The organism is Microbulbifer sp. ALW1 (assembly GCF_009903625.1).
GTDB lineage: Bacteria > Pseudomonadota > Gammaproteobacteria > Pseudomonadales > Cellvibrionaceae > Microbulbifer.
Genome location: NZ_CP047569.1, coordinates 789265 through 815400, shown reverse-complemented (window position 1 = coordinate 815400; position 26136 = coordinate 789265). Strand labels below are relative to the sequence as shown.

Annotated in this window: 26 protein-coding genes; 13 read left to right on the top strand and 13 right to left on the bottom strand. The window is 60.1% G+C overall.

What is annotated here, in order from left to right; genetic code table 11:
• Window positions 1-154: 154 nt before the first annotated feature.
• The 5 genes from GRX76_RS03315 to hslV all read right to left on the bottom strand — a co-directional run bounded on the left by GRX76_RS03315 (window position 155) and on the right by hslV (window position 6083).
• Entirely contained in the window at window positions 155-1777 is a 1623-nt protein-coding gene (locus GRX76_RS03315) for an alkaline phosphatase (RefSeq protein WP_160152008.1), read from the bottom strand.
• Between the two features lie 13 nt (window positions 1778-1790).
• Window positions 1791-3377 carry an alkaline phosphatase gene (locus GRX76_RS03310; protein ID WP_160152007.1) on the bottom strand — a complete coding sequence of 529 codons (1587 nt, stop codon included), beginning with the start codon at window positions 3375-3377 and terminating at the stop codon, window positions 1791-1793.
• A 196-nt stretch (window positions 3378-3573) separates the two neighbouring features.
• Window positions 3574-3951, bottom strand: a complete 378-nt coding sequence (locus GRX76_RS03305) for a gamma-butyrobetaine hydroxylase-like domain-containing protein (RefSeq protein ID WP_160152006.1) — start codon at window positions 3949-3951, stop codon at window positions 3574-3576.
• A 61-nt stretch (window positions 3952-4012) separates the two neighbouring features.
• Window positions 4013-5329 (bottom strand): ATP-dependent protease ATPase subunit HslU, encoded by a 1317-nt coding sequence (gene hslU / locus GRX76_RS03300; RefSeq protein ID WP_160152005.1) that lies wholly within the window; start codon window positions 5327-5329, stop codon window positions 4013-4015.
• Between the two features lie 214 nt (window positions 5330-5543).
• Window positions 5544-6083 (bottom strand): ATP-dependent protease subunit HslV, encoded by a 540-nt coding sequence (hslV, locus tag GRX76_RS03295; RefSeq protein WP_160152004.1) that lies wholly within the window; start codon window positions 6081-6083, stop codon window positions 5544-5546.
• A 118-nt stretch (window positions 6084-6201) separates the two neighbouring features.
• Here hslV and GRX76_RS03290 point away from each other — a divergent pair, with 118 nt between their 5' ends.
• The gene (locus tag GRX76_RS03290; RefSeq protein ID WP_201276896.1) at window positions 6202-6435 is read left to right on the top strand and encodes a DUF2798 domain-containing protein; all 234 of its coding nucleotides are present in this window, start codon (window positions 6202-6204) and stop codon (window positions 6433-6435) included.
• Window positions 6436-6496: 61 nt separating this feature from the next.
• Here GRX76_RS03290 and GRX76_RS03285 read toward each other — a convergent pair whose 3' ends face one another.
• The gene (locus GRX76_RS03285) at window positions 6497-7078 is read right to left on the bottom strand and encodes an SPOR domain-containing protein (RefSeq protein WP_160152003.1); all 582 of its coding nucleotides are present in this window, start codon (window positions 7076-7078) and stop codon (window positions 6497-6499) included.
• Window positions 7079-7153: 75 nt separating this feature from the next.
• Window positions 7154-9382, bottom strand: a complete 2229-nt coding sequence (locus GRX76_RS03280; protein ID WP_255461865.1) for a primosomal protein N' — start codon at window positions 9380-9382, stop codon at window positions 7154-7156.
• Between the two features lie 187 nt (window positions 9383-9569).
• On the opposite strand from GRX76_RS03280, the gene rpmE reads away from it, so the two are divergent.
• The 10 genes from rpmE to rsd all read left to right on the top strand — a co-directional run bounded on the left by rpmE (window position 9570) and on the right by rsd (window position 17529).
• Window positions 9570-9782, top strand: a complete 213-nt coding sequence (gene rpmE / locus GRX76_RS03275; protein WP_160152002.1) for a 50S ribosomal protein L31 — start codon at window positions 9570-9572, stop codon at window positions 9780-9782.
• A gap of 38 nt (window positions 9783-9820) precedes the next feature.
• Window positions 9821-10642 (top strand): thermonuclease family protein, encoded by an 822-nt coding sequence (locus GRX76_RS03270; RefSeq protein WP_160152001.1) that lies wholly within the window; start codon window positions 9821-9823, stop codon window positions 10640-10642.
• A gap of 169 nt (window positions 10643-10811) precedes the next feature.
• Entirely contained in the window at window positions 10812-12065 is a 1254-nt protein-coding gene (locus tag GRX76_RS03265) for a malic enzyme-like NAD(P)-binding protein (RefSeq protein ID WP_160152000.1), read from the top strand.
• A gap of 261 nt (window positions 12066-12326) precedes the next feature.
• Window positions 12327-12779, top strand: coding sequence for a hypothetical protein (locus GRX76_RS03260; RefSeq protein WP_160151999.1), 453 nt, complete (start codon window positions 12327-12329; stop codon window positions 12777-12779).
• A gap of 199 nt (window positions 12780-12978) precedes the next feature.
• Entirely contained in the window at window positions 12979-14583 is a 1605-nt protein-coding gene (gshA, locus tag GRX76_RS03255) for a glutamate--cysteine ligase (RefSeq protein WP_160151998.1), read from the top strand.
• 45 nt (window positions 14584-14628) lie between these two features.
• Window positions 14629-15219, top strand: a complete 591-nt coding sequence (locus GRX76_RS03250) for an ACP phosphodiesterase (RefSeq protein WP_160151997.1) — start codon at window positions 14629-14631, stop codon at window positions 15217-15219.
• 4 nt (window positions 15220-15223) lie between these two features.
• The gene (locus tag GRX76_RS03245; protein WP_160151996.1) at window positions 15224-15724 is read left to right on the top strand and encodes a disulfide bond formation protein B; all 501 of its coding nucleotides are present in this window, start codon (window positions 15224-15226) and stop codon (window positions 15722-15724) included.
• Window positions 15725-15737: 13 nt separating this feature from the next.
• The gene (locus GRX76_RS03240; protein WP_160151995.1) at window positions 15738-16160 is read left to right on the top strand and encodes a CidA/LrgA family protein; all 423 of its coding nucleotides are present in this window, start codon (window positions 15738-15740) and stop codon (window positions 16158-16160) included.
• Entirely contained in the window at window positions 16150-16899 is a 750-nt protein-coding gene (locus GRX76_RS03235; protein ID WP_160151994.1) for an LrgB family protein, read from the top strand. Before GRX76_RS03240 ends, GRX76_RS03235 begins: the two co-directional genes overlap by 11 nt.
• Before the next feature lie 150 nt (window positions 16900-17049).
• Window positions 17050-17529 (top strand): sigma D regulator, encoded by a 480-nt coding sequence (gene rsd / locus GRX76_RS03230; protein ID WP_160151993.1) that lies wholly within the window; start codon window positions 17050-17052, stop codon window positions 17527-17529.
• Between the two features lie 95 nt (window positions 17530-17624).
• Here rsd and GRX76_RS03225 read toward each other — a convergent pair whose 3' ends face one another.
• A complete protein-coding gene (locus GRX76_RS03225) occupies window positions 17625-18425 on the bottom strand; it encodes an FKBP-type peptidyl-prolyl cis-trans isomerase (RefSeq protein WP_160151992.1) in 801 nt (266 codons plus the stop codon).
• Window positions 18426-18963: 538 nt separating this feature from the next.
• On the opposite strand from GRX76_RS03225, the gene GRX76_RS03220 reads away from it, so the two are divergent.
• The gene (locus tag GRX76_RS03220) at window positions 18964-19977 is read left to right on the top strand and encodes a histidine kinase (protein ID WP_160151991.1); all 1014 of its coding nucleotides are present in this window, start codon (window positions 18964-18966) and stop codon (window positions 19975-19977) included.
• Window positions 19978-20002: 25 nt separating this feature from the next.
• On the opposite strand, the gene GRX76_RS03215 is transcribed toward GRX76_RS03220, so the two are convergent.
• Window positions 20003-20548 (bottom strand): TIGR02444 family protein, encoded by a 546-nt coding sequence (locus GRX76_RS03215; protein ID WP_236250527.1) that lies wholly within the window; start codon window positions 20546-20548, stop codon window positions 20003-20005.
• A gap of 69 nt (window positions 20549-20617) precedes the next feature.
• Here GRX76_RS03215 and GRX76_RS03210 point away from each other — a divergent pair, with 69 nt between their 5' ends.
• Window positions 20618-22540: an ABC-F family ATP-binding cassette domain-containing protein gene (locus tag GRX76_RS03210; protein ID WP_160151990.1), complete on the top strand. Its 1923-nt coding sequence runs from the start codon at window positions 20618-20620 to the stop codon at window positions 22538-22540.
• A 99-nt stretch (window positions 22541-22639) separates the two neighbouring features.
• Here the strand turns inward: GRX76_RS03210 and GRX76_RS03205 are convergent, their stop codons facing one another.
• From GRX76_RS03205 to rpoH, 4 genes are all read right to left on the bottom strand, one after another.
• The gene (locus GRX76_RS03205; RefSeq protein ID WP_160151989.1) at window positions 22640-23452 is read right to left on the bottom strand and encodes a porin family protein; all 813 of its coding nucleotides are present in this window, start codon (window positions 23450-23452) and stop codon (window positions 22640-22642) included.
• Window positions 23453-23554: 102 nt separating this feature from the next.
• Window positions 23555-24292 carry a tRNA (guanosine(46)-N7)-methyltransferase TrmB gene (gene trmB, locus GRX76_RS03200; RefSeq protein WP_160151988.1) on the bottom strand — a complete coding sequence of 246 codons (738 nt, stop codon included), beginning with the start codon at window positions 24290-24292 and terminating at the stop codon, window positions 23555-23557.
• A gap of 212 nt (window positions 24293-24504) precedes the next feature.
• Window positions 24505-24882 (bottom strand): DUF423 domain-containing protein, encoded by a 378-nt coding sequence (locus tag GRX76_RS03195; RefSeq protein WP_160151987.1) that lies wholly within the window; start codon window positions 24880-24882, stop codon window positions 24505-24507.
• 265 nt (window positions 24883-25147) lie between these two features.
• Window positions 25148-26002 (bottom strand): RNA polymerase sigma factor RpoH, encoded by an 855-nt coding sequence (gene rpoH, locus GRX76_RS03190; RefSeq protein WP_160151986.1) that lies wholly within the window; start codon window positions 26000-26002, stop codon window positions 25148-25150.
• Between the last annotated feature and the right edge of the window lie 134 nt (window positions 26003-26136).

Genomic DNA, 26136 nt, shown 5'->3' with positions numbered 1-26136 from the left:
CCCCGAACGCTGTCTGGCGAAGAAATGCGCCATTAGATCCGGGGCATATTACAGAAGCGTGACAGCTTGTTCAGCTATCCGGCAGAACTCGAACTGACGTTTTGCGTGGAAAAGCGACGCAGCGATCGCTCGCTGCGCCGAACAGCTAACGGTGTTATTCCTCGCCCAACAAGCCGCCGGCATGAGCCATCACGTGGAAGAGATAACTCTGCTCATTGGTACCAGACAACAGGTGCGCACCGGGGCCGCGGGCCCAGACACCGACATCTTCACCCGCGTGGGTTTCACCACCGCCCATGGGCACCAGCGCCTCCTGGTGGTAACCCGCCGCCTGGGTATCGTCCGCCGCAATATCCTGGCGACCGGCGCTGACCGGATCCTCGTAGCGATCATCCGCATCGGTACCGCTGCCGTAGTGGGCGTGGCCCAGGCCATTGGTGTAGGTGATGGTGGTGTAGGGCATGCCATCATCTGCCAGCGCCAGACCCGGCTGCGGCAGGCCGCTGCCGTCATTGGTAACCACTTTGCCGAGAATCGGATTGCCGCGGGTGGGATAGCCGGCAATGGTCATCACATGACTGTGATCCGCGGTGACCACAATCAGGGTGTCTTCCGCATCGGTGTTGTCCATGGCCACCTGAATGGCATTGGCAAACTCGATGGCATCGGTGAGCGCGCTGTAGGCGCTGCCGGCGTGGTGACCGTGGTCGATACGGCCGGACTCCACCAGCATGAAGTAACCCTTGTCATTTTTGCCCAGCAGCTCGATGGCCTTGCCGGTCATTTGCGACAGGGAAGGCTCGCCACCGATATCGTTGTTACGGTCCGCTTCATAGCGCATGTGCGAACTTGCAAAGAGGCCCAACAGTTTGTCGGTGCTGGCCACGTCGATGCCGTCAAACGCCTGCTGTTCTTGTATGTACAAGGCGTTGGTCACACCATCGCTGTAACGCTGCTGCCAGGTCTCCACCAGGTTGACGCCATCGCTGCGGCGACCGGCACTGCCTTCGGCATCGATCACCTCAGGGGGCAGGAAACCGCGACGGCCACCGCCCATGATCACATCGATACCGTCGCCCGCTTCCAGCGCCACCAGCTGGGTCGCAATATCTTTACAGCCATCCGGGGCGCTGTATTCCCAGTTGCGCTCCGGGACCTTGGCGTAAGCCGCAGCCGGAGTCGCGTGGGTGATGCGCGCGGTGCTGATGACGCCGGTGCTTTTGCCCAGCGCTTCCGCCAGTTCCACCGCGGTGGTGAGCGGGCGCTCGAGGCTGGCAGCACAGTCGCTGCGATCTACGGTTTCATCGACATTGATCACACCGGCCTTGGTTTTTACCCCGGCGAGCATCGCCGTGGCGGTACCGGCGGAGTCCGGGGTCTGCTGGTTGGTGTTGTAGGTTTTGACCAGGCCGGCAAAGGGCATCTTTTCAAAACTGAGCTGGTACTCCTCGCCGTTCTGGCCCTGCATCTGGCCGGCGAGAATACGCGCAGCGGTAACGGTGGAAATGCCCATGCCGTCGCCCACAAACAGGATCACGTTTTTCGCGGCCCCGGCTTCATTGTTGACGCTCACCTCACGGGTATTGCTGACGGCCTGCTCGCCATTGACATACCAGCTGCTGCCGCGCTGGGATTCCGGCAGGCTCAGGCTCTGCTCTTCCGGCTCCGGTTGCGGCTCCGGGGTCTGGTTGTTCGAGTTTGAGTTGTTGTCACTGCAGGCGGCCAGGGTGATACCAAAAGCCGCGGTGAAAGCGATAAAGAATCTGTTCCGTTGCATGATTTGCCCCCAATTATTCCGCGCTGACCGGCAGCCCGGTGGCGCCGATCATCAGGTGAAATATCGCGTTCTGTTCCAGCGTGCCCTGTACCATTTCGGCACCGGCGCCAATGGCGTGCAGACTGATGTCTTCCCCTGCGTGGGACTCACCGCCGGAGAAAGGCACCATGGCTTCCTGGTGGAAACCCGGCGCCTGGGTGTTGACGTCGGTTAGGTTCACGCGCCCGGTGTCTACCGGCATGCCGTAGCGCACGTCCGCATCGGTTTCGTCGCCGAGATCGGCAAAGCCCAGGCCATTGGCATAGGACAAAACCGTGTAGGGCTGGTCATCATCCGCCAGCGCAGGCTCGCCCACCGGGGCACCGGTGCCATCGTTGGTCTCCACTTTGCCGAGGATCGGGTTGCCGCGGGTGGCATAGCCGGCAATGGTCATCACATGACTGTGGTCAGCAGTGACCAGAATCAGGGTTTCTTCCAGATTCACTTTTTCCGCCGCTGCACGAATGGCATCGGAGAAAGCAATGGTGTCGTGCAGCGCGTTGTAGGCGTTGCCCGCGTGGTGGCCGTGGTCGATGCGGCCGGATTCCACCATCAGGAAATAGCCATTGTCATTTTTTGCCAGCAGGTCGATGGCACTTGCGGTCATTTGCGCAATGGACGGTTCGTCTTTGGCGCTGGCAATGCGGTCGGCGTCGTAGCTCATGTGCGAGCTGGTGAAGAGGCCGAGCAGTTTGTCGGTAGTGGCGAAATCGGTGCTCGCCAGTTCAGTGCCGTTCTGCACATACACCGCATTCTGGTCGCTGTAACGCTCCTGCCATTCGGCGGTCAGGTCGCGCTCGTCGGTGCGCTTGCCGCCGTTGTCGGCGGTGATGAAGTGACGGCGACCGCCACCCAGGATGGCATCAATGCCATCGCCCACATCCAGGCTTACCAGCTGGGCGGCGATATCACGGCAACCGTTCTCTACCGCTTCGGTACTCAGGCCGTCGTTGGATTCCCAGTTGCGCTCGGGCGAGCGGGCGTAGGTCGCCGCCGGCGTCGCGTGAGTAATGCGTGCGGTGGAGACGATGCCGGTGCTGCGGCCCTGGTCTTCCATCAATTCAAGAAAGGTGCGCAGCTCGTTACCGGCAACACCGGCGCAGTCCGAACGCAGGCCGTCGCTGTCCACATTGATCACGCCCGCGCGGGTTTTTACCCCGGTCATCATCGCGGTCATGGTGCCAGCGGAATCCGGTGTCTGCTGGTTGGTGTTGTAAGTTTTTATCAGCGCCGTGTAGGGAAATTCCTCGAAGGAAAGCAGATTTTCCTCACCGTTTTCGCCGCGCAGCTGGCCCTCGAGAATGCGGGCCGCGGTGAGGGTGGTAACCCCCATGCCGTCCCCCACGAACAGGATGACATTTTTTGCGGTGCGCTCGCTGCGTTGATCGGCGAGCTTGGTGGCGAGTTGCGCTTCACCGGCGCTGAACCATGCACTGTTTTTTTGATAGTCCGGCAGTTCGGCGGCTGCGACTATGGAAAATGTAGCGGAAAAGGTGGCGGAAAACGCCACTGCTGCACTCGCTGTAAACGAGCGCAGCCTGCAATTGACCTGCTTGACCATTCTGTTTGCCCCCCTGGCAGTTTCAACAAAGAGGGCGCATTAAATGCGTCAGTAGGTGACGATGGTGTTACAGCTTTTTCACATCTTTATGAACAAAAGAAGAAATGGGAAATGATTGGCATTGAGGAGGCGACGACTGTCGTTATGATCATGACTGCGCTGCGAACATCAGCCGCGCGTCAGCCATTCAATTTTTTCAGCCGATAAATTTCACGGCACTCTCATCCGGATCGCGGCCTTTGCCCTGCTGTTGCAGGCGCGTCAGATAGGCCTGCCACTTCTGCGCATGTTGCTCGCACAGTTCCCGCAGATAGGCCCAGGTATAGATACCACTGTCGTGGCCATCATCAAAAAATATCTGCAGTGCGTAGCGGCCGGCGGCAGCTACCTTGTCGATACCGACATGGATTTTCCCACTCACCAGGGTGCCCTCGCCGATACCGTGGCCGCGCACTTCGGCGCTGGGGGAATAGACGCGGAGATATTCGGCGGGCAGGGAAAATTCACCGTCGGAATATTGAAGATTGAGTTTCCTTTCCGATTTATCCAGGCGGATTTTTTTAGGTGGGGACATGATCGATTCCGGATACAGGTGTGCTGCAGGGGCCGGGTTCGGCCCTTGCAGCACTGGGACATTAAAGAATAAAGCGGGAAAGATCTTCGTCCTTGCTCAACTCTCCCAGTTGCTTATCCACATAGGCCGCATCGATATTGAGTGCCGTTTCGCCGTCGCCACCGGTGAAAGAAATTTCTTCCAACAGTCGTTCCAGCACGGTGTGCAGGCGGCGGGCACCGATATTCTCGGTGGTTTCATTCACCTCAAATGCCACTTCGGCGATACGGCGGATGCCGTCTTCGGAGAAGCTCAGCGTCACACCTTCGGTGCTCATCAGCGCTTTCTGCTGCTCGGTCAATGACGCGCTGGGCTCGGTGAGAATGCGCTGGAAGTCATTGGAGGTGAGTGAACTCAATTCCACGCGAATCGGCAGGCGGCCCTGCAGTTCCGGGATCAGGTCGGACGGCTTCGACAGATGGAAGGCACCGGAGGCGATGAACAGGATATGGTCGGTCTTGATCATGCCGTATTTGGTGGTGACGGTGCAGCCTTCGATCAGCGGCAGCAGGTCGCGCTGCACACCTTCGCGGGAAACGTCGGCGCCACCACTTTCCTGGCGCTTGGCCACTTTGTCGATTTCATCGATAAACACAATGCCGTTCTGCTCGGCAGACTGGATGGCTTTGGTTTTGATTTCTTCGTCGTTGACCAGTTTGGCGGCTTCGTCACTGGTGAGCTGCTTGAGCGCCTGCTTGACGGTGAGCTTGCGCTTCTGGGTTTTGCCTTTGGACATATTGGAGAACATGCCCTGCAGCTGGTTGGTCATTTCTTCCATGCCCGGGGGGGCCATGATTTCGACACCCATGGGGCTGGCGGAGACGTCGATGTCGATTTCTTTGTCGTTGAGTTCACCTTCGCGCAGTTTCTTGCGGAAGACCTGGCGGGTGCTGGAGTCGCGGTCGCCGGGTTCGGTGCTGCGTGCGGGGGGCAGCAGGGCGTCGAGTACGCGCTCTTCGGCGGCATCCATGGCTCGCTGTTCTACGCCAGCCATGGCGCGTTCGCGTTCGAGCTTGATGGCCATTTCAACGAGGTCGCGGACGATCGATTCAACATCGCGGCCGACGTAGCCGACTTCGGTGAATTTGGTGGCTTCGACTTTGATAAAGGGTGCGCCGGCGAGTTTGGCGAGGCGGCGGGCGATTTCGGTTTTACCGACGCCAGTAGGGCCGATCATGAGGATGTTTTTCGGGGTAATTTCCGCGCGCAGTTCTTCGTTGACCTGCATGCGGCGCCAGCGGTTGCGCAGGGCGATGGCGACGGCGCGCTTGGCGTCGTTCTGGCCGACGATATGGCGGTCGAGTTCGTGGACGATTTCTCTGGGGGTCATATTGGACATGGTCTTTCTCGGATTCTTTTCGCTTCGTTCCAGCATCGTAAGCTTCGAAGCTGGTGCGGTGGCGGCGGGGCACCGGGTACGGGTTTTTGAAACCGCTGTGAATACGTCCCTGTACGCTGCGTCGGCGACATCCTTGTCGCCGACGCTTTCAAAAACCCGTACCCGGCACCCCACCTTCAATTCGTGGCGAATAACTTCGTTAGAAATTTTTCGCTCAGTAACTCAGTTCTTCGATGGTGTGATTCTGGTTGGTGTATACGCAGATATCACCGGCGATTTTCAGCCCCTGCTCTACGATGCTGCGGGCATCCATGTCGGTGTTGTCGAGTAATGCGCGCGCTGCGGACTGGGCAAAGGGGCCGCCGGAGCCGATGGCGATGAGGTCGTCTTCCGGTTGGATGACGTCGCCGTTGCCAGTGACGATCAGGCTGGCGGTTTCGTCGGCGACGGCGAGCAGAGCTTCGAGACGGCGCAGGGCGCGGTCGGTACGCCAGTCTTTGGCGAGTTCGACGGCGGCGCGGGTGAGCTGGCCGTTGTAGGCCTGGAGTTTGGCTTCGAAGCGTTCGAACAGGGTGAAGGCGTCGGCGGTGCCGCCGGCGAATCCGGCGATGACTTTGTCGTCATAGAGGCGGCGTACTTTGCGGGCGTTGCCTTTCATGATGGTGTTGCCCATGGAGACTTGTCCGTCTCCGCCGATGACGACTTTGCCGTTACGTCGGCAGGAGAGAATGGTTGTGCCGCGATATTGTTCCACGTGTGCCTCTGTGTTTTGGTTTCAGTTGCACTAAGTGTGGTCGAGGGGGGCAAATTTCAACTTCTGGTTTGACGGCCTATAATGCGCGCCTTCTTCTGAGGTTGTGTGGAGATTACCCGTGGCCCGCATCAAGCGTCGTTATTACACCCTGGTTTTTGCCCTGTTTATGTCGTTTTTCATGTCGACCATGATGTCGGGGGTGGTGACGGTGATGAATACGGGTATTACCGAGGGCTTTCTGACCCGCTGGTTACACGCGGGGCTGGTGGCCTGGGTGATTGCATTTCCGCTGGTGTCGGTGATTGCGCCGGTGGCGCACTGGATTACCCGCAAACTGGTGGAGACTGAATAGTCGCCAAGCGAACCTGAATTGCCGCCGCTGCGCGACAGCAATCCAACCTCTCTTCTCTTTCTTATCCCTTCGCTGGACGCTTCAATACCAGCGGCATCAGGCTGTGTTCCGCCAGGATACTGCGGGCTTTGGCCACTTTGGAGCGATTGTCGTAGGGGCCGACGAGGACCCGGTGCCAGGTGCCGCGACTGTCGGTGGCGGATTCCACTTTTGCCTCGAGGTTGGCCAGCATCAGCTGGGCGCGCAGGCGCTCGGCTTCGGCGGCGTCGCGGAAGCTGGCGGCCTGGAGGATATACACCAGCTCGTCTTTGGGCGCTGCGGCCTGGGCAGTGGTTGCGCTGCTGTCACTACCACTTTCTCCACGAGAGTCCCTTGCCCGGGTCGACGGGGTCTTGGGTTTGGGGACTTTGACTTCGTTTTCTTCCAGCAGGGTGTAGAAATCGAAGCGCGGCTTGGATTCTTCCGGCGCCCCCCGTTCTGCAGCGGGCTTGCTCGCTTTGCTGGCAACCCGCACCTGCTCGGTTTTGAGGTCATTGAGCAGGAATACGAAGACTGCGAAGCCGCCGACGAAGTTGCCGAGTACAAACCAGACCCAGGCGGGTTTTCCGGTGGATTGTTGGCGGCGGGTATTGCGGCGGGCCATGACTCTTCTCTCGAACTTTGCGGATGTTTTACTGGCGGCAAATTGTAACCCCTGCGCCGGGCCTGTGCGCGGGGTTTAGGATAATTCCTGGGCGTCCATATCCACCGCCCAGCGCAGGCGGCGGTTTTTATTGCTTTCGGCCCAGTGGCAGAAGTTGGCCAGCAGCTTCTGCAGCAGGCCGCGTTTTTCCGCGGTGATCTGGATATAGAAGCGGAAACGGCCGGACTTGCGCTCCAGCAACGCGGGCACCGGACCCAGGTACTGCAATTCCGGCGAAGGCGGCGCCAGGGCTTCGAGGTACTGGCGGGCGTTGGTGAGAAACTCTTCCGCCCAGCGGGGCTCTTCGCATTCGGCACGCACCAGGGCCATGGCGCGCACCGGCGGCAGCTGGGTGATCTGGCGCTCTTCCAGCAGCTGGCGCGCAAAGGCGCCGTAGCCTTTGTTCAGCAGCAACTGCAGCATGGGGTGCTCGGGGTAACGGCTCTGTACCAGCACGTGGCCGGGCAGGTCGCCGCGACCGGCGCGACCGGCCACCTGCTCCAGCAGCTGCCCCATGCGTTCGGGCGCACGGAAGTCGGCGCTGAACAGGCCGCCGTCGGCGTCCTGTATTACTACCAGGGTCACTTTCGGCAGATGGTGGCCCTTGGCCAGCATCTGGGTGCCCAGCAGCAGGCAGGGCTCGCCATTGCGCGCCGGCTCCAGCAGCCGATCGAGGGCCTGTTTGCTGCCTGTGGTATCGCGGTCGACGCGGATCACCGGGAACTGGTTGAAGGTGTGGGTAAGGAAGTCCTCACTGCGCTCGGTGCCAGCGCCCAGGGCATTGAGGTTGCGGCTGTGGCACTGGGGGCAGGCGTGCACCTCTCGCTGGCGATAGTCGCAGTGGTGACAGCGCAGGTGGCGCTGGCGCCGGTGCAGGGTGAGCTTGCTGGAGCAGTGGGGGCAATCGGCGAGCCAGCCGCAGTCTTCGCAGGTAATCGCCGGGGCGTAACCGCGGCGGTTGATAAACACCAGTGCCTGCTCACCGCGCTGCAGGGTATCGCCGATATGGCGCAGCACCTGGGGTGCAAAGCCCTCCTGCAATTGCTGGTGCAGGGTGGGTACCAGGCTGATTTGCGGCGGGCGGGCGTTGCCGGCGCGGTGACGCAGTCGCAGGTGCTGGTAGCGGCCGGAGAGGGCGTTGTGCAGGCTTTCCAGGGATGGCGTGGCGCTGCCGAGCAATACAGGTACATTGGCGCTGCGCGCCAGCACCAGGGAGAGATCCCGCGCAGAGTAGCGCACACCGTCCTGCTGCTTGAAGGAGCCATCGTGCTCTTCGTCCACCAGTATCACCCCCAGGCGCGGCAGCGGGGTAAAGATGGCGGAGCGGGTGCCTATCACGATATCCGCGACGCCACTGGCGGCCGACAGCCAGGCGCGGGCGCGCTCGCCATCGGCGAGGCCCGAGTGCAGCGCAGCGATACGAAAGTCGGGAAAGCGCGCGGCAATACGGCGCAGGGTCTGTGGCGTCAGGCCGATTTCAGGCACCAGCAACAGCGCCTGATTGCCCTGCTGCAGCGCGCGCTCCATCAACTGCAGGTAAATCTCGGTTTTGCCACTGCCGGTGGTGCCCTCCACCAGCGATGCATTGAATTTGCCGAATTCGACGGCAGCGATGACCTGGCGCTGTTCGTCATTCAGTTCCGGTGCCGGCCGCGGCGCCACCTGTTCCAGTGGCGGCGGCGCGGTGGGTCCGGCAACCCAGCGGGCGAGGTTGCGCTCGATCAGCGCCTTGCACACCGGCGCGTTGAGCCCCTGGGCATTCAGGGCGGTGCGACTCTGGCGGCCTTTATTCAGCAGCAATTGCAGCAGCGTCTGCTGCTTGGGGGCGCGGGCGAGGGCGGTTTCCGGCAGGCCCTTGCCCTCGGTGGTCAGTTCCAGCCACGGCTCCGCCCAGTGGTCCGCGGGCTTACCCTTGCGCAGCGCCACCGGCAGGGCGGCGGCGTAGAGCTCACCCAGAGGGGCCTGATAGTAGTCCGCAGCCCACTGCAGGAACTGACGGCTGCGGTCATCAAAAATGGGAAGGCGATCGATGCGTTCCAGTGCCGGCTTCAGTTCCGCCAGCGGCGACTCCGGTACCAGTTCCACCAGCACTGCCACCAGGCTGCGGTTGCCGAAGGGCACCCAGAAGCGCTGCCCGGGACGCAGGTCATCGGCGCTCAGACCTTCCGGTGGCAGGTAGTCAAACAGGCGGCGCAGGGGCACTGGCACAGCCAACCGTAAGATGACTGATGGTTCCCGAACTGGATACTTCTGCCCCCCGATCACATCCAAAGCGCATCTCCCTACTACCGGCGCAAAAGGGCGATGATAACGCAGAAGGTTCCGCTTGAATCAGCGGGCTAATCTGATAGTATGCGCCGACTTTTTAAACAGCCCGGGGAATCCTCCCCTGCTCCAATGACGATTCCGTGCTCAGCGAAAGATTGGGTGGCGGTGTCGAGAAGAGGCCATCATGAAGACCGATATCCATCCGAACTACGCCGAAATCAATGCGACTTGCTCCTGTGGCAACGTATTCAAAATGGGTTCTACCCTGGGCAAAGACCTCCAGCTGGACGTCTGCTCCAACTGCCACCCGTTCTACACTGGCAAGCAGAAGCAGGCCAGCACCGGTGGCCGCGTAGACCGCTTCAAGAAGCGTTTCGGCAGCCGTATCTCCAAGTAACGGCCGCGTTTCGCGCAGGCATCGCACAGGCCCTGGCCATGTGTGCTGCAGCAAAGGCACCCTGGGTTTCCCTCGGTGCCTTTTTTTATGTTCCTTTTTACGCCATTACTCTTCTGCTGGCACCGTTTAGTGCCGCAGCGGACTGCGTTATGGGAGAGGCCGACGAAGTGGTCGCTCTCAAAAAGGTGGTCGACGGCGACACTCTGCGTCTCAAAGATGGCCGGCGAGTTCGCCTTATCGGGGTCAACACCCCGGAACTCGCCCACGGCCAACACCAGGCGCAACCGCTGGCGCGGGAAGCGAAAGAGTTTACCCAGCGCTTCCTGGCCGGAGGTGATCTGGAGCTGGTATACGATCGCGACCGGCGCGATAACCACGGCCGGGTGCTGGCGCACGTCTACAACCACCGCGGCGACAGCCTGGAATCTGCACTGCTGCGGGCCGGGCTCGCCTTCCATATCGCCGTGGCCCCCAATCTCACCCTCGCCGAATGCCTGGCCAGCCGCGAACAGGAGGCCCGCGAGTACCAGCGCGGCGTCTGGGCACCCGGCGTCTGGCCACTGGTCCAAGCGGCGGATATCGTCGCCGGCGACGGCGGTTTCGTGCGCCTGGCCGGCACCGTCAAGAAGGTCGACCACAACCGCTTCCTGTGGCTGGAACTGGACGGCCCGGTGGCCGTGCGACTGGATCCGAAACGGGATTATGGCCACTTTATCGGGCGCGATTGGCAAGGTCGCAAAATAGTAGTGAAAGGCTGGCTAGTTGACCGCGGTGCGAGATATGTATCCGCAAACCCCAAAAATAAACGATGGTTTATTGCATCAGATTCCGAATTTACTATCGAAATTAGTAGAAAATAACTGAACAGCTCAGTTTTTGAGCTTGTGAATATTCAGTCGTCTCGGTTATTCTTCACGCCCCGGATAGGGGGTGAATTGGCCCCCACAATAAAATCAAAAACATCCGCTGTAACCCTGCCGCCAGTCGCAGATTTCTGGCCGCATTCCAAACCCAAGAGATGACATCCCAATGACCGATTCCCTGCGCCAGGCCGCGCTCGATTACCACGCCTTGCCGACACCGGGCAAACTTTCGGTGGAGCTCACAACCCCCGCACAGACCCAGGAAGACCTGTCTCTGGCCTACAGCCCCGGCGTCGCCGAGCCAGTGCGCGAGATCGCCAAGGATCCGGAGGCCGCCTATCTCTACACCGGCAAAGGCAACCTAGTGGCGGTCATCTCCAACGGCAGTGCCATTCTCGGCCTCGGCAACCTGGGTCCGCTGGCTTCCAAGCCGGTAATGGAGGGCAAATCCCTGCTGTTCAAGCGTTTCGCAGATATCAACTCGGTGGATATCGAAGTCGAATGCCCGAGCCCCGAGCGCTTTATCGAAACCGTCGCCGCCATCGCCAACACCTTCGGCGGCATCAACCTGGAAGACATCAAGGCACCGGAGTGTTTCCACATTGAAGAAGCGCTGATCGAGCGCTGCTCGGTACCAGTGTTCCACGACGACCAGCACGGCACCGCCATTGTGACCGTCGCCGGCATGCTCAACGCGCTGGAAATCCAGGGCAAACAGCTGGCCGATGTACGCATCGTCTGCCTCGGCGCCGGTGCCGCCGCGACCGCCTGCTGCAAACTGCTGCTGGCGGCGGGCGCCAAGAAAGACCAGATCACCATGCTCGACAGCCGCGGTGTCATCCACTCCGGCCGCAGCGACATCAACGCCTATAAAGGGGAGTGGGCGCGCGACACCGAAATGCGCACCCTGGACGACGCCATCGAGGGCGCCGACGTATTCCTCGGCGTATCCGGCCCGGACCTGCTCTCCGCCGAGCAGCTGGCACATATGGCCGACAAGCCGGTAGTTTTCGCCTGTTCGAATCCAAACCCGGAGATTTCCCCAGAACTGGCCCACGCCACCCGCGATGACCTGATCATGGCCACCGGCCGCTCGGACTACCCGAACCAGGTAAACAACGTGCTCTGCTTCCCGTTCATCTTCCGCGGTGCCCTGGACGTGCGCGCCACCCGCATCAACGAAGATATGAAACTGGCGGCAATCGAAGCCATCCGCAAACTGGCCCGGGAGGAAGTACCCGAGGAAGTGCGCGCCGGTTACGGCGGTGTGGAACTGAGCTTTGGCGCCGACTACATACTGCCAAAGCCCACCGACCCGCGCCTGCTGCCGGAAGTAGCGGCGGCGGTAGCCCGGGCCGCGGTGGACAGCGGTTCCGCGCGTTTACCCTACCCGGCGCACTACCCGCTGAAAGCGCTCTGAATCCCCGATAGAGCCCAGTGGCGGTGACGCTACCGGGTACTGCTTTGCGAGACACACCGTGAACCCATCCCTGGGGGCTCTTCCGCGAGGTCCCTCTCGCGGAAGGTCTCGCAAAGCAGTACCCGGCATCGCCACCTTCTCATCAAGTTCGCCAAGCGCTTTCCTGCCCCGCTCATACAGCAGGATACTGCCCTCAATCCTTGAGCCTCCCCCAAGCCACCGCTAAACTGCCCCCATGTCTGAGCAACGTTGTGCCCCCGAATGAGCCAAGTTTATGTGCTGACCAACCAGCACCAGCAGTTTTTAAGCAAAAGTAACGAGTGGATCGACGGCCGCGAGAACACCAAGCTGTTCCGCACCGAGTATAAGGACGTCGCCATCAACCAGATGTTCGAGGCCAACACCCGCAACGTCGCCCTGCGTATCGAATTGCTCGAATGCGAACTCGACGCCAAAAAGCACCCCCAGATCCCCGCCGACGCACTGAGCCCCGAACCCCTGTTCAGCGAAGCACAAAGTGCCGGCGACCCGGACGAACTGCCGCAACCGGATCCCAACGAGGCCCCGCCGCAGCAGAACCCGGAAGCCGATCCCCAGCCGGCCCCTGAAGTAGCGCCACAATCGGAGCCGGAAATCGCACCGGACCAGTACCCGGGTACCACCCCGGAGATCGAGCCTGGCCAGCCGCCGGAATCCGCCACCAGCCAGGCCTAGTCCGCCGCGTTTACAGGGCGCCGTATACCACGAGCAAAATTGCACGCTTGAGTTCACTTATTGCGCCCCCATTTAGGCCGGATATCCGCGCGAGACTGACATCGCAAAACCCCCCTGGCGGAAACCCATACAAGGTGCGCTGCACAGATCCACCCTAGGATTCACAGCGCCAGCTGCCGGCAGCTCACAGGAGATTCGAGTGCCCACTTTCAATCTGGCCGAACTGGCCAAACCGGAGGCGTTAAGCCTGCTCAAAGGCATTCGCCGCGGCATTGAAAAAGAGAGCCTGCGGGTCTCTCCCGAGGGTGAGCTGGCGCAGACAGAGCACCCGGCCGGCCTCGGCTCGGCGCTGACCCACGACTGCATCACCACCGATTTTGCCGAAGCCCTGCTGGAGTTCATCACCCCGCCGGTGGCCACCCCCGAGCAGGCGCTGGAAAAACTCGACCAGATTCACCGCTTCACCTACAGCCAGATCGGCGACGAGCGCCTGTGGGTCAATAGCATGCCCGGGCGTATCGGCCGCGATGAGAATATCCCGGTCGCCCGTTACGGCAGCTCCCACAGCGGCACCATGAAAAGCATCTACCGGCTCGGCCTCGGCCTGCGCTACGGCCGCGCCATGCAGACCATTGCCGGTATTCACTACAACTTCTCGCTGCCCGACACCTTCTGGCAATGGCTGCAGCAAAAAGAGAGCGGTAGCGATGAGGGAACACAAGAGTCCCTGCAGGAATTCAAAACCCGCCGCTACTTCGACCTGATCCGCAACTTCCGCCGGCACTACTGGCTGCTGATCTACCTGTTCGGCGCCGCCCCCGCGGTGTGCGGCACCTTCGTGCAGGATCGGGAACACAAGCTGGAGCCCTTCGACGGCGACGGCCGCAGCCTTTTCGCCCCCCAGGCGACCTCCCTGCGTATGGGCGACCTCGGTTACACCAGCGACGCCCAGAAATCCCTGATCGTCTGCTACAACGATCTGCCCAGCTACCTGTCCACCCTGTGCGCGGCCATCAGCAAGCCCTATCCGCCCTACCACAAACAGGGTGTGAAGGACGCCAACGGCGACTACCAGCAGCTGTCTACCGGCCTGCTGCAGATCGAAAACGAGTTCTACTCCCCGATCCGGCCGAAAAACCCCGCCGGCATGGGCGAAACCGCGCTGTCGGCCCTCGACGCCCGCGGTGTCGAATACATCGAAGTGCGCTGCCTCGACCTCAACCCCTTCGTGCCACTGGGCATCGAAGCCCCGCAGATGCGCTTCCTCGACGCCTTCCTGCTGCACTGCCTGCTTAGCGACAGCCCCCTCACCGACGACGCCGACTACCGCGCGGTGCAGGAAAACCAGAGCTGCATCGTCTACCGCGGTCGCGACCCGGAGCTGCGACTGGTCCACAACGGTAGCGAGCGCAAACTCACCGACTGGGCCGGCGAACTGCTGGACCAGATGGCACCCATGGCAGAACTGCTGGACCAGGCCTGGGACAGTCACGACTACCAGCGTGCCGTCAGCGCCCAGCGCGAAAAAGTGGACGGTAAAACCCCCACCCCCGCGGCGCAGATGCTGGCGGAAATGCACGAGCACAAACAAACCTTCTTCCAGTGGGCCCAGGCCAAAGCGGAACAGCACCGCCAGTATTTCCTCGAGCGCCCGCTGGACGATTCCGAGCAGGCCGAGTTCGTGCGACTCGCAGCAGAGTCCCTGCAACAGCAGAAAGCGGTTGAGGAAGGGGACACCGGCAGCTTTGAAGATTTTCTCGGCAAGTATTACGCCCAGTATGTGTTCTGCCAGAGAGATCTCTGAAACCTGACGCTAAGGTGCCACAGGACTAGCGCACAGAGCACGATTATGAATTACCTAGCCCACTTGGTTCTGTCCGGCCCCGATCCAGACTGGCAACTGGGCGGCCTGTTGGGCGACTTCGTCAAAGGGCCATTGAAAGGCGAAAGACCCCCGGCCATCGAAGACGGCATGCGCCTGCACCGGCGTATCGACTTGCTGAGCGACCAGCACCCCGCGTACAAATCCGCACTCGCCCGTCTCGGCCCCCAGTGGCGCCGCCTCGGCGGTATCGCCCTGGATATCTGGTTCGATCACGCCCTCGCCAGCCAGTGGTCTAACTGGCACCCGCAGCCCCTGGAAACCTTTGCCGCAGACTGCTGGTCCAACTTCCGACAGCGCCAGCAATGGATACCCGAAAACGCCCAGGCATTTATTCAGCGGGCCGAGCAATTTAAACTGCTGCCCGGCTACCGCGAGGTAGAAATAATCCAGCGCACCCTCGAGCGCGTAGGCATGCGCCTGCGGCGCCCGCAGCCACTGGCAGACATACTGCCGCTGCTGCAGGAAGACAGCGATGCGCTGGCACAGGACTTTTATTCACTGTTTACCGAATTGTCACAACAGGCGGCCCTGTTTCGACAGCAATACGGACAATAACCACATGACCCTGCCAAGCCCCCGCACCACCTTCCTGCTCATGTTCCTCGCCGTCATCTTCGTACTGGGCGTGGCCTTTTATATGGAATATGCGATGGGGCTCGAGCCCTGCCCACTGTGCATCACCCAGCGCGTGATGTTCCTCGGCGTTGGCCTCACCTCACTGATCGCCTTCCTGCACAACCCACGGGGCGTCAACAATATCGGTCGCCGTATCTACGGCCTGCTCGTTTCCCTGTGGGCCATCGGCGGCCTCTACTTCTCCGGCCGCCAGCTGTGGCTGCAAAGCCTGCCGGAAGATCAGGTGCCCGCCTGCGGCCCAGGCATCAGCTACATGGTGGACGTCTTCCCCATGGCCGAAGTCATCAAAACCCTGCTCACCGGTGATGGCAACTGTGCCGAAGTGCAGTGGACCATGCTCGGACTCTCCATTGCCGGCTGGGCCGCCGTGGGTTTTGTCGGGCTGATCCTGTTTGGCCTGTGGCAGGCGTTTCGCAAGCACTGATTGCCGCCATACTGTGATCGCGCTCAAGACTGTGATCGCGCTTAAGAAAGCCGCCCTGTGGATAAGCGGCGCAGTACTACTGCTCGCCTTCGACCTGCTGGGGCGCACCCTTGTCGGCAGCCTGTCGCTGCCAGTGCCAGGCCCGGTGCTGGGCATGTTGCTGCTGTTGCTGGCACTGATGCTCTACGGCCGCGTACCCCGCGGGCTGGCGTTGGTCGGCGAGCAGATACTGCGCTTGCTGGTACTGATTTTTCTGCCCGCGACCGTGGGTATCTACTTTTTACGCGACCTCGCCGGCGGTGACTGGCTCGCCCTGATTGCCGCCATGATCATCGGCACCCTGATCAGCCTTACCCTTACCGCGCTGCTGCTGGCCCGGCTGATCCGGCGCAGCAGCGGCGCGCAAGCGCCTTCGGGAGAACACCATGAAAGCTGAGTTGCTGTCCTGGCTGACCCAGCTGCTGCAGGTGCTTGAAGGGTTTCTGCAACCGCTGTCTGCATCCCACCCCCTGGTCATTCTGCCGCTGAATATCCTCGGCTTCTGGCTCGGCCTGAAACTCTATCGCCGCCTGGGCAGCCCGCTGCTGCACCCAGTGGTGGGCGGCAGCCTGCTGGTGTTTGCCGGGCTATTGCTGCTCGGGGTGGACTTCCCCGGCTATCAACAGGGCAGCGGCCTGCTGTACCTGCTGCTGGGTCCCGCGGTGGTGGCGCTGGCCATTCCCCTCAAACAGAATCTGGGCGTGGTGCGCAGGGCCGGCTGGCCTTTGATGCTGGGCCTGTTGATCGGGGCCATACTCGCCCCACTGGTCGCCGTGGTGATTGCCACACTTCTGGGAGGCAGCCGCACGGTGCTGATCGCACTGACCACCAAGTCGGTAACCACCCCGGTGGCCCTGGCACTGGCCCAGGAAATGCACGGCGTCCAGAGCCTGGCTGCCGGTGTAGTCGCCTTTACCGGTATTGTCGGCGCCGTGTGCGGGCCATCGCTGCTACGTTTCCTGGGCATCCGCGATGAGCGGGTTATCGGCTTTACCCTGGGGATTAATGCCCACGCCATAGGTACCGTGCGCGCACTGGAAATCAGTGCGCTCACTGGCGCTTTTTCCGCCCTGGCCATGGGTCTCTGTGGCGCCCTGACCGCGCTGCTCCTACCGCTTTTTGCCGGTGCCTTTTAAAGACTGATTAAGGGTCTGATTAATGGCCTGCTGAAGGCCTGGCAGATTTCGCTTTCTGGCGCATTTTTGTGGCGTCTTCCTTGCCCGCGGCGGCATAAGCTTCTACATTCCTAAGAGCAGTTGTAAGAGTTCACAAAAGGAAACTTGGAGATGTTGGAAAACTGTAAGAACGCACAGGAGCGCTGGGGTGGCGTCAGCCAGATTATCGACCGCTGGCTGCAATCCCGTCAGGCGCTGCTGGTCAGCTTCTGCACCCTGTCGGACAAAAAAGACATTGGCGACAGCAACTCGGATAACAGCCGAGAAGCGGAAGCCAGCGTACGCATCCTGTGCCAGCAACTTGTGGATTATATTTCCGCCGGGCACTTTGAAGTCTACGACCAGCTGATCCAGGAAGGGCAGGCGTTCGGCGACACTGAAGGACTGCAACAGGCGAAAGCCCTCTACCGGGAAATCGACGCCACCACCGATACCGCAGTGGACTTCAACGACAAATACCAGGAAACCGACGATCTCAGCGCACTGTCCAAAGACCTCTCGGAGCTGGGTGTGGCACTGGAAACCCGCTTCGCCGCCGAGGATCGTATGATCGACACACTGCACACCGCGCACAAAAACCAGTTGGCCTGAAACCCGGCTGCATACCGCTAGCGTTTCAGACAGACCATAAAACAGACCACAAAAAAGGGGCCGATGGCCCCTTTTTTGTGGTGAAGAACCGGCGCTTATTGGCTTTGCGCGTCAGTCGCCTGGTCTTCTTCTACCGCTTCTTTTTCTGCCGCACCAGCATCATCATTGACGTCGGCTTTGTGCAGTTCCACCTCAAAAATCAGAGTGGAGTTGGGGCCGATCAGACCGCCGGCACCACCCGGGCCATAGGCCAGGTCAGAAGGAATATAGAGTTCCCATTTTGCGCCTTCTTTCATCAGCTGCAGGGCTTCGGTCCAGCCCTTGATCACGCCATTGACGGGGAACTGAACCGGCTTGCCGTTTTTGTAGGAGCTGTCGAATTCAGTTCCGTCAATCAGGGTACCTTTGTAGTCCACTTCAACCACGCTGGTCTCGGAAGGGCTAGCGCCGCTGCCTTCAGTAACAATCTTGTACTGCAGGCCGGAGTCAGTGGTCTGCACGCCTTCTTTCTTGGCGTTTTCTTCCAGGAACTTCTTACCGTCCTGCAGGTTTTTGTCTGCGGAGGCTTTGAACTCCTGCTCCTGCTTGGCCATCAGCTCTTTCTGCTTGGCCTGCATGTTTTCCTGGAAGACAGAAATTACCTGCTGCTTCTCGTCGTCGCTCAGGCGGGATTCGCGATCGCTGGCGACATCATTCAGTGCCATGGCGACAATTTTTGGATCCAGCGCAACGTCCTGGCTCTTCAGGCGCTTGGCCATATCTTCGGCGATGATATAGCTGACCTTCTGCTCCTGGGATTCGAGCTTGATGTCTGCGGAGCCGGCGGACTCCTGTTTGTTACAGCCGACCAGTGCAATACCCAGTGCAATCGCAGCAGCCAAAGAAGTTTTATTCATGAGAATCGTCTCTTTATTTCCGTGAAGCATTGTATTCGTTAAGCAGGTTGCATAAACCCCGGTTGTATAAGCGCAGGGTTTCCCCTGTCCTGCTGTCTATGTACCCGAGCGGCGCACTCAGTTCGTGAACCTCGGCTGCACAGCCCGTTGTACACCCAGACCACTGCCTGCTATGTGCTGCAGATCACAGTTACAACTCGTCCGGCCAGCGACAGGCAAGTCTACCCCATGCGAGTTCGGGCTGCACACTGCCGAGTAAGACGCCGGTGAGGCCCAGTTGTTTCATTTCCCGGTAATTTTTTTGCACCGGTATATCGCGTCAGAAGCGTGCCCGGGAGCACAAGCACAAAATCTGCTGGGAAATGCGTGAAATGGATAGATGCACAGGGATGCACTTACCAAATAGTAGCGCTATTATCAGCTTTCACCCTGAAACATTTTCTCCCGCAGAGAGGTGGATCTGCTGTCCGAAGGAGGGCGTTCAGGGCTAGAACCAACCCGATTTCGACAACCCCGATTCAACCGCAGGATTTCTCTCATGGCCGCCAAACGCAAAGCCGCTCTTTCCGTTTCCGATCTGGAAAAGCAGATCGCCAAGATCACAACCCAACTCGAAAAAGCTCGGACCAAGGAAGCAGCCGATGCTGGCAAAGCTCTGAAAAAGGCCAGCCAGGAAGCCGACAAAGCCCAGACGCAGGTAAAGAAAGCCAAAGACAAGCTCGCGGCTGCCCGCACTTCTGCAACCAAGGCCAAAACCCCCGCGGCCAAGAACGCCGCGAAAAAGAAGGTCGATACAGCCAAGGCTGCGGTGGCCAAACTCGAGAAGACCGCTAAAGAGGCAGCCAAGGCAGCCAGCGAGTCCAAAGTGGCCGAGGCCGCTGCCAAGCTGGCGGTGAAGACGGCTGACACCGTCAAGAAAGCCGCAGAGGCGGCCGGCAAGAAGGTCCTGGCAGCCGGCAAGCCCAAGAAGAAAAAAGCCGCAGCCAAAAGCGCCAAGAAAGCAGCCTCTACCAAAAAGGCAGCGGTGAAAACCGTCGCGGCAAAAGCCACAGAAAAAAAGACCACCGCGAAAAAAGCCGCGGTGAAAAAGACAGCGGCAAAAAAGGCAACCACCAAAAAGGCAGCCAGCGCCAAACCGGCCGCGGACAAGGTAGCGACCAAACCAGCCAAGAAGGCCGCCGCTAAAAAAGCGACCGCCAAGAAACCGGCAGCCAGCAAGTCCGCCGCTGCCAAGGCACCCGCAGAAAAGACACCAGCGAAAAAGGCAGCGGCCAAAACCCAAGCCCCCAAGAAAACTGCCGCGAAAAAGCCAGCCAAAACCAATGGCAGCAAGCCCGCAGCGGCACCGCAAACGCCAGCGGTAGAAGCCAAGCCGAGTCAGGAACCGGTTATGGGCAAAACATCAGAGCCAAAACCTCTGGTGCCGGAATCCAGTGCTGCGGCGGTAACGCCGGTAGTGCCGAGCATTACCCCCAGCACGCCGCCCAACAGCCTGTTTGCGACCGAGGAGAATCCGCATTACGGCCCGGAAGAGCACAAGCACAAGTACTGAGTCCGGACAGGTGTTTCGGCAGCCGTCAGGAGCCTTCTCTTCCGGCTGCCCCTGCGCCAGCGGCCACCATGTCGCTCGCCGGGCTCGTTGCCGAGCTATAGGCATCAATCAGGCCCGCCCAGCGGGCCTGTTCTTTTTGTAACAAACCGTATTGCTGCCCAGCCAGCTCCAGCGGGGAGCGGGTCTCCGGCCAGGTTTCGCCGTGTAGCTTCCACAGTGCCGCCAGCTGTCTCTGTTCCATGCGTATCTCACAGCGCTTGCACCACTCGTAAAACCCATTGCCCTTGTTGATTCGACCCAGCCAGCGGCGCAGGTTGCGCACGCTGTTGATCATGCGTCGGCGCGGCGCCAGGCCGCGATCCGCGACGCGCCAGCTCTCATCACTCAACTGACGTCCGCAGGCGCTGGTGTAGCTGGCCCACAACAGCAGGCAGACATCCGCCCCCTTGGCGTCCTGGCACTCCAGCAGAAAGTCGGCGACCTGGGGCTGTCTATAGAACTCCAGACTGAAATGCCACAGCGGATTTTGCAGGGGCGAGAAGGGCGGTGATGGAGGTGCGGTATCTGTCACGTTAGAATCCCGGCAAAATAGTTATGCCGATAGCCTAGTCAAAACTGGGCGATTTCAAAGAGGTTTCCATTGATTAATCTGCAAGGCGTCTCACTGCAAGTGGGCGGACGCGATCTGCTAAACAATACCAGCTGCCGTATCTTCCCCGGCCACAAGGTGGGTGTCATCGGCGCCAACGGCTGCGGCAAGTCCACGCTGTTCAAACTGCTGCTGAAGCAACAGGACAGCGACGCCGGCTCGGTAGAAGTGCCGAGCAACTGGGAAGTGGCGCACATGGCCCAGGAGGTGGACGCCAGTGACCAGAGCGCGCTGGATTACGCCCTCGACGGCGACCACCGCCTGCGCGAACTGCAGCGGGCGCTGGCGGCAGCTGAGGCCGATGGCAGTGATGGCAAGCGCATTGGTGAATTGCACGAGCAGATGGCGGCCATCGACGGTTACAGCGGTCCCGCGCGCGCCGCGCAGCTGCTTGATGGCCTGGGTTTTTCTCACGCCGACCAGCAGCGCCCGGTGAAGAGCTTCTCCGGTGGCTGGCGTATCCGCCTGAACCTGGCGCGGGCGCTGATGTGCCCGGCGGACCTGCTGCTGCTGGACGAACCCACCAACCACTTGGACCTGGATGCCACCCTGTGGCTGGAACAATGGCTGCAGCGCTTTCCCGGTACCCTGTTGATCATTTCCCACGACCGCGACTTTCTCGATGCGGTGGTGGGCGGCATCATCAGTTTCGAACAGCAGGAACTGGTGCTCTACAGTGGCAACTACACCGCTTTCGAGCGCGCCCGTGCCGAGCGCCTGGCACAGCAGCAAGTGCAATACGAGAAGCAGCAGGCCGAGCGCGCACATATGGAAGACTTTGTGCGCCGCTTCCGGGCAAAGGCCACAAAGGCCAAGCAGGCCCAGAGCCGGCTCAAGGCACTGGACCGCATGGCGGAAATCGCCCCGGCCCACGTGGACTCACCATTCCGCTTTCGCCTGCCGTCATCCGACAAGGTATCCAACCCGTTGATCGACCTGCGCGAAGCGCAAATCGGCTATCCGGGGAAAGTCATTTTGCCGCGCGTCGAACTGGGTATTCAGCCCGGCCGCCGCATCGGCTTGCTGGGACCCAACGGTGCCGGCAAGTCGTCCCTGATCAAATCTCTCGCTGGCGAGCTGCCGCTGCTCGCCGGCGAGCGCCAGTGTGGCGAACACCTCAAGATCGGTTACTTTGCCCAGCACCAGCTGGAGGCACTGGACAGCAACGCGTCGCCGATGCTGCACGTACAGCGCCTCTCTCCTGACGCCAGCGAACAGCAGCTGCGGGATTTTCTCGGTGGCTACGGCTTTGTGGGCGACCGGGTATTTGAAACGGTAGGCGGCTTCTCCGGCGGCGAAAAGGCCCGTGTCGCACTCGCGCTACTGGCGTGGCAGAAACCCAACCTGTTACTGCTGGACGAACCCACCAACCACCTGGACCTGGAAATGCGCCACGCCCTGACCCTGGCACTGGCGGAATTCCCCGGCGCAGTGGTGCTGGTATCCCACGACCGCCACCTACTGGCCAACACCACCGATGAATTTATCCTGGTGGCCGAGGGCCGTGCCGAGCCCTACGACGGCGATCTGGAGGACTACAAACAGTGGCTACTGAGCTTCAAACGCGATGAGAAGCGCAATGAAAAGCAGCGCGATGAAACCGGCAGCCAACCGCTCGACGGCAAACCCGGCGAGGATAAAAAGGCCCAGCGCCGCGCCGCGGCCGCACTGCGTGAGCAACTGAAACCGCTCACCAACAAGCTCAAGAGCATCGAGCAGAAAATGGCGAAGGCGGAAAAGCAGGTGGCACAGCTGGAGTCGCAGCTGGCGGATGAAAGCCTCTACAGCGGTGGCCAGCAGGAAGAGATCTCCCGTCTGACCCAGGCCCAGGGGCAGGCGCGGGAAGAGCTGGAGACGCTGGAAATGGAATGGCTGGAAATTTCCGAGGCGCTGGAGGCAGCCCGGGGAGAATAGACTAAGCGGCAAAAAAGTATAGGTTGCGGGCAGGAGCTGCCCGCACTCTGGCTTGGAACTGGCTTGGAATCTAGCCTGTAAAACGATAAGAAACCGGGGTTACTTGGAAAGATCCGCCGGGTCGTAAGGCTCATGGGCACAGCCATCGTAATTCACCGGCATGCCCATGGCCGTCATCGGACACTGATCGAGGTAATCCGGCACACCGTCACCGTCGCCATCGATCGGGCAGCCCCGCGCATCCACGTCCAATCCGGCCGGTGTTTGCGGGCACTGGTCCACATCATCGAAGACTCCGTCGCCATCGCGATCGTACACCACCGGGTCCGCACCCCACTGGTAACCGATGCTGAAGTTCAGGAAGCTGTCCAAGCCACCTTCTTCCACACCCTGAAAACCGCGCAGGTCGCCGCGGGCCTGCCAGCGCGGACCGAGGCGGTACTTAATACCAGCACCGAAGTTGACCATAGTCTGGCGCCGGTGCCAGTCATCGGGGTAGCCATAAGACGTTTCGTCGACCCGCAATTCGCCGGCACCCAAGACCACATAGGGCTGCCAATCGTAATTGCCACAGAAACGTCCGGCGAACTGGTACATCAGGTCGAGGTGGTAATTCTGCACATCCACGTCTTCCAGGGTGTCCTGCACATTGACACTGAACAGGTCGTAAACCCCCTCGACTACCCAGCGGTCGGTGACGTTGTAGCCAAAGCCGATACCACCACCGGCACTATCGTCCAGTTCAAAGCCGACATAGGGGGTGCCGTCCAGACGTGCGTCATCGAACCAGTATTGGCCGGCATTGAGGTAGAGGTTGAGGGTGCCTTCGCGATCGGCCAGGGCCTGGCCACTCAGGGCCATACCGGCACCTGCGAGCAGCAAGAGTCGGGAGATGTTGCGGATTTTTGTCATTCTAGCTCCGGAGCTTCCGTTTACCGGCGGTAGTGTGAAGATAGCATAAGGGGCCCGCGCACAGCGGATTACAGGTCACACTGCGCGCGGCCGGAGTGCGGATTATTTCCGGGTATACAGCAAATCCCAAACGCCGTGGCCCAGGCGCTCACCGCGGCGTTCAAACTTGGTCTGCGGGCGGAATGCGGGGCGCTCGGCGTAGTTGCCTTTGCCCGCAGTATTTTCCAGCATGCTTTCTGCTTCCAGTACTTCGAGCATCTGTTCCGCGTAGTTTTCCCAGTCGGTGGCCATGTGCATCAGGCCACCGGGCTTGAGTTTACTGCACAGGAGTTTGACGAACTCGGGCTGCACGATGCGGCGCTTGTTGTGTTTTTTCTTGTGCCAGGGGTCGGGGAAATACAGCTGGAAGCGGTCAAGGCTGGCGTCGGCGATGCAGTCGTTGAGCACGTCGATGGCGTCGGCCATATATACCTTGAGGTTTTTGACTTCGGCTTTACCTGCATTGTTGATCAGGCGGCCAACGCCAGGCGGGTGTACTTCGATGCCGATAAAGTCTTTGTCGGTTTCTGTTTCAGTCATTTCCAGCAGGGAATCGCCCATACCGAAACCGATTTCCAGCACTACCGGCGCTTCGCGACCGAAGATTGCCTTCGGATCAATAGCGCCGTCATACAGTGACAGGCCGTAAGGACCCCAGTAAGTATCGAACGCCTTGCGCTGGCCTTCGGTCATACGACCGCCGCGAATCACGTAGCTGCGGATGGATTTCTTTTTAAATTCGGTGCGGTAGGGGAAGTCTTCTTCCTCGTTACCTTGTTCGTTGTTGGGTTCTTCTTGCATCTTGGTTTTGTTACCTCTTGGCTCGGAGCACAGTTCTTGGGTGCTTCGTAGCTCGTCTTGTGGCGGCCAAGCACCGGGTATAAGTTTTCAGAACCGCTGTGAACCCATCCCTGGGCGCTGCGGCGGCGACATCCTGTCGCCGACGCTTCTGAAAACTTATACCCGGTGCTTGCCCTGCAATTCGTAGTTTTTTGCTTCGTAGTTGCCAGTGCTTACTTTGTATAGCCGAGTGCAGCGATAAACAGTGCTATCCAGCCGCCGATCATCAGCGTGCCGCCTAACGGCGTAATGGGCCCCAGGATTCTTGGGCCGCCAAATGTCAGGCCGTAGAGGCTGCCGGAGAAAAACAGGATGCCGATGGCAAACAGAGCACCGCTTACGATCAGTGACGTTTTTGCGCCGATCTGATGAATCAGAATTGCCACAGCGATCAGTGCCAGGGCGTGGATCATCTGGTATTGCACACCGGTTTTATAGGCATCCAATAGGTTTTCCGCGACTTTGTCGCGCAGGCCATGGGCACCGAATGCACCGAGGATAACGCCGGTGCCGCCAAAAAACGCCGCGAGTAGCAAATACAATTTAGCCATCTTTATTCCTTTCATTCGCGCTTACGGAGTGCTGCGGTCAGAATCGAAGGGGAGGTGCCGGGTATCTGTTTTCGGAAGCGTCGGCGACAGGGACGTCGCCGACGCAGCGTACATGGATGTATTCATAGCGGTTCCGAAAACAGATACCCGGTGCCTCTCCGCCACCGGACCAGCTTCAGAACATCAACCCAATTCCACAGCCCTGCATATACGAAAAAACCGCGCCATAAGCGCGGTTCTCGAATCCGGTTGGATCAGAAGGCGATCAGGCCTCCATCGCTACCCGGACTTTTTTCATGGCGTTCTTTTCCAGCTGGCGGATACGTTCCGCGGAAACACCGTATTTGTCGGCCAGGTCGTGCAAGGTCGCCTTGCTCTCGCTCAACCAGCGCGCCTCGATGATATCGCGGCTGCGGTCGTCCAGCTGCTCCATCGCAGCGGTCAGATTGTTGACGCTGGTTTCCTGCCAGTTGTCCTGTTCCAGCATGGTAGCCGGATCGTAACGGCGGTCTTCCAGGTAATGCGCCGGCGCCTGCCACGCGGAATCTTCATCGTCATCCACGCCCGCATCAAACGCCGCATCGTGGGCCGCCAGACGGCCCTCCATATCGTGTACATGTTGCACATCGACGTTCAGCTCAGCTGCCACGCGCTTGGCTTCATCGTTGGTCAGCCACGCCAGTTTCTTCTTCTGGCCACGCAGGTTGAAGAACAGCTTGCGCTGGGCCTTGGTGGTGGCAATTTTCACAATGCGCCAGTTGCGCAGAATAAATTCGTGAATCTCGGCCTTGATCCAGTGCACCGCAAAGGACACCAGGCGTACACCTTTCTCAGGATTGAAACGCTTTACCGCCTTCATCAGGCCCACGTTACCTTCCTGAATCAGGTCGCCCTGGTTCAGGCCGTAACCGGAGTAGGACTTGGCGATGTGCACCACAAAACGCAGGTGGGACATAACCAGCTGACGGGCTGCGTCGAGATTTTCGTGATAGTAGAGATCTTCCGCGAGTTTCTTTTCTTCCTCGGCAGAAAGGATCTCAAAGCCGCTTACTGTCTGGATGTAGGCGTTCAGGTTGGCGCCCGGCGACAGTGTGTGGATCGGCTGCAGGTTTGTTCCCATTCAGGATTCTCCTCGTAACTCAGTTGCCCCGCTTGGCACTTGCTGCCCGGACTCTTTCTTACCGGAACCAGTAGTTTGCGGCGGCTTTGCCCTCCGGCCCTTTACATCAGGCATCCGGAAGTGACAAGAATGGC